Origin of the sequence: Candidatus Brocadia sapporoensis (assembly GCF_001753675.2) — a bacterium.
GTDB lineage: Bacteria > Planctomycetota > Brocadiia > Brocadiales > Brocadiaceae > Brocadia > Brocadia sapporoensis.
Genome location: NZ_MJUW02000047.1, coordinates 1 through 3,457 on the forward strand (window position 1 = coordinate 1; position 3,457 = coordinate 3,457).

At 43.0% G+C, this 3,457-nt stretch carries 2 protein-coding genes and 1 pseudogene; all 3 read left to right on the plus strand.

Annotated features, from left to right (window positions below; genetic code table 11):
• Positions 1-388: pseudogene (locus BIY37_RS13380) on the plus strand (SNF2-related protein); the annotation flags it as partial.
• Between the two features lie 377 nt (positions 389-765).
• Positions 766-2,223: an ATP-binding protein gene (locus BIY37_RS04295; protein WP_070066603.1), complete on the plus strand. Its 1,458-nt coding sequence runs from the start codon at positions 766-768 to the stop codon at positions 2,221-2,223.
• A 13-nt stretch (positions 2,224-2,236) separates the two neighbouring features.
• On the plus strand, positions 2,237-3,457 hold a 1,221-nt coding region (locus BIY37_RS04300), incomplete at its 3' end, for a site-specific DNA-methyltransferase (RefSeq protein WP_201789388.1).

The following is a 3,457-nucleotide window of genomic DNA, read 5'->3' on the forward strand; positions in this document are numbered from 1 at the left end:
GACTCAAATAGCCCAAAGACAGCAAGCCGAAATCCTGCAGATGAATGCAGAACGTAATGCGGGTTTCTTCGATACCGAAATAGAAAAATTAGACACATGGGCAGAAGATGTGAAAAGCGGCATGGAAATTGAATTGAAAGAATTAGATAAAGAGATAAAATGCCGAAAGACAGAGGCGAAAAAGATACTGAATCTTGAAGAAAAGGTAACGGCGCATAGACAGATAAAGGAAATGGAAAAGAAACGAAATACCATGCGTTTGAATTTATATCAGACACAGGATGATGTAGATAACAAAAAGGAACAATTAATAGGAGAAATTGAGGCGCGGTTGAAACAGAAGATAGAAACAACAGAACTGTTTACTGTCAGGTGGAAAGTTATATAATTGTTAGTTGATTATGACAGTTGTAGCGCAAAGGGAATAGCTAAAAAAATAGATTTCTTATTGAGGGCGGTAGAAAAGCAGCTTCCGAAGCTAAAACATGATGGCATTGTTGTGATGAGAAAACTTTATTTACTTTAGACAAAATCAAATAAAATAAAACCCCTTAATTTACAAGGAAAATACTGAACTTTATTTACCTGTAAGGTGTTTTTTTTGGGGCTTGGGTCGACATCAGGAAAAATAAACAAACCACAGCTTACAAAGGAATGCAGCTTCTTAAAAATGCCAACTTTTACTTCATTAGAAAACGGAATACTTTCAAAACATCTTAAATATCAATATGTTACTACTTCATTATTTGATGAAACGATGAACCAATGAAGAAATGGATAACATCTGCGAAGGAAACACTGGAAGGCTGTCTTGGGCCGGTGTCTCACGAGATTAACGAACTTGACTGGAAACAAAGTCTTTCGCCCAAGAAAGAGCGTCTGGTGCAACATCTTTCGGCTTTTGCTAACTATCCAGGCGGCGGAGTGCTTGTATTTGGCATTGACGCCCAAACCGCTATGCCAAAGGGAATTCAGCAAGACGAAGCTACGGTTATAGTTGGACAAATTGCCAATCTCGGACGCGATGCTTTAGAGCCTCCGGTTGCGATAGATCATGCCATTGTCGCGTTTCACAACGCATCCATGCTGTTTGTACGGATAAAAGAGAGCAAAACAAAGCCTGTACATCTGAGGGGTAAATCACTGGATCATTGCTATATCCGGTCTGGGGGGACTACGCGCCTTGCTTCACGAATGGAAACCGGTTCGATGCTCCTCAATAGCCAAAATCCATTCTGGGAGGAACTACGGGCCACAACATTGCTTCGTCCCGATGAGGTGATAACTAAACTGGATTCAGAAGGCATCCATCGACTACTCCAGCGACCAATTGTGCAAACAAATGAAGAATTGCTGCGCTGGCTGGTGGATGAAAAATTCATTGAGCAGGATGGTGATGGATACTATATTACCAATTTTGGTGCAATTGCAGCCGCACATCAGCTTAAAGAATTCGAGGGTTTAGAACGAAAACGTATCCGCATTATACGCTATAAGGGATTCAACAAGGTTGAGACAATAGACGAGGTCGTCGAACACAAGGGTTACGCAATTGGTTTTGAAGAGCTAATAGCCTACCTTAGGCGTGTCCTTCCCCACAGTGAAGTCATTGAAAAGGCTTTGCGCAGAGAAGTTATTGTATATCCGGAAATTGCCCTGCGTGAACTCATCGCCAATGCCCTCATTCATCAGGATTTCAATATTTCAGGTACCGGCCCCTTGATTGAAATTTTCGATAACAGGATTGAATTCATTAATCCTGGCGCTCTCCCTCCATCAAAGAAGTTAGACCGCCTGATTGGCACCGCTCCTGAATCACGAAATGAAAAACTCGCCTCAGCATTCAGGCGATACAGGATTTGCGAAGAAAGAGGAACCGGCTTCATGAAGGCAGTAACCGCTGTTGAGTTATATGGACTTCCTCCGGTCGCATTCGAAGAGGGAGAAAATTATTTCAAGGTTATATTATTTGCGCCACGAAAGTTTTCAGAGATGTCTCAGATGGAACGGATCGAGGCATGTTATCAACATGCGGTGCTCAAATATCTCAGCAGTAGCGCCATGACCAATACTTCGTTACGTGAGCGACTCAAGATGCATGAAAAACAACGCACTCAGGTTTCTAATCTGATACGGGACGCAATAGACGCAGGACGTATTAAGCGCAAAGATACGACATCGACATCTGTTAAGTTCGCTGAATACATTCCGTATTGGGTATAAGACCGGAGCAAACATGGTCAATAACCGTCAAAAACTCGAACTCACATGGATCGGCAAGGATAACCAGCCAAGGCTGGAGCCGCGCATATTGATTGAAGACCCGGAAAAGTCTTATGGACACACCCCTCACCCCTCTCAAGAGGGGAATAAAAAAAGTCCCCTCTTGGGAGGGGATTCAGGGGTGGGTAACATGCTCATCTACGGCGACAACCTCCTTGCCCTGAAAGCCCTTGAACAGGACTTTGCCGGAAAGATAAAGTGCGCCTGCATAGACCCCCCTTACAACACCGGCAATGCCTTTGAGCATTACGATGACGGACTGGAGCATTCCATCTGGTTGAGTCTCATGAAACCAAGGATTGAGATAATCCATAGACTCCTGAGAGATGACGGGACATTGTGGATTTTTATTGATGATGATGAAAGCCATTATTTGAAAGTGCTCTGTGACGAGATTTTTGGAAGAAAGAATTTTGTAAATAATGTTATCTGGGAAAAGAAAACAGCACCACAGGCAAATTCTCTATGGTTCACTGATAGTCATGATCACATTTTAGTATTTGCTAAAAGCAAAGAAATTTGGCGTCCAAACTTAATGCCGAGAACAGATGAGCAAAATGCACGGTACAATAGAACTGATGATCCGAGAGGTCTATATACACCAGATAATTTTACAATCAGTTTAACAGGGGGTGCCAGAGGTGCACAATATGCAAAAACAGGTAAAAGCAATAACATATACGAAATTACTCTACCCTCAGGCAGAAAAGTTTTGCCACCAAAAGGGAGATGTTGGTTAGTAAGAGAAGAACGATATTTCGAACTACTCGCTGATAATATGATTGTTTTCGCTAAAGGTGGGGATGGGGTACCAATGATTAAAAGATTTTTGAAGGATGTACAAGAAGGTACTGTTCCATTAACAATCTTGCATCACAAAGATGTTGGTGGAAATACTGAAGCCAAGCGTGAAGTTGCAAATTTCAATAGTGAAAGTATTTTCGCAACACCCAAACCGGAAAGGCTTATCAAGCGTATACTCGAATTAGGGACAAACCCAGGCGACTGGGTACTTGACTCCTTCCTTGGTTCCGGCACAACCGCCGCAGTTGCGCATAAGATGGGGCGCAGATGGATAGGCATTGAACTGGGCGAGCATTGCCATACCCACTGCCTGCCGCGACTGAGAAAGGTGGTTGACGGCACGGATCAGGGCGGCATATCAAAGATTGTA

What these genes read in the sequence shown, in the direction of transcription:
- BIY37_RS04295 (WP_070066603.1), top strand. Translation starts at nt 766, where the DNA reads ATGAAGAAATGGATAACATCTGCGAAGGAAACACTGGAAGGCTGTCTT.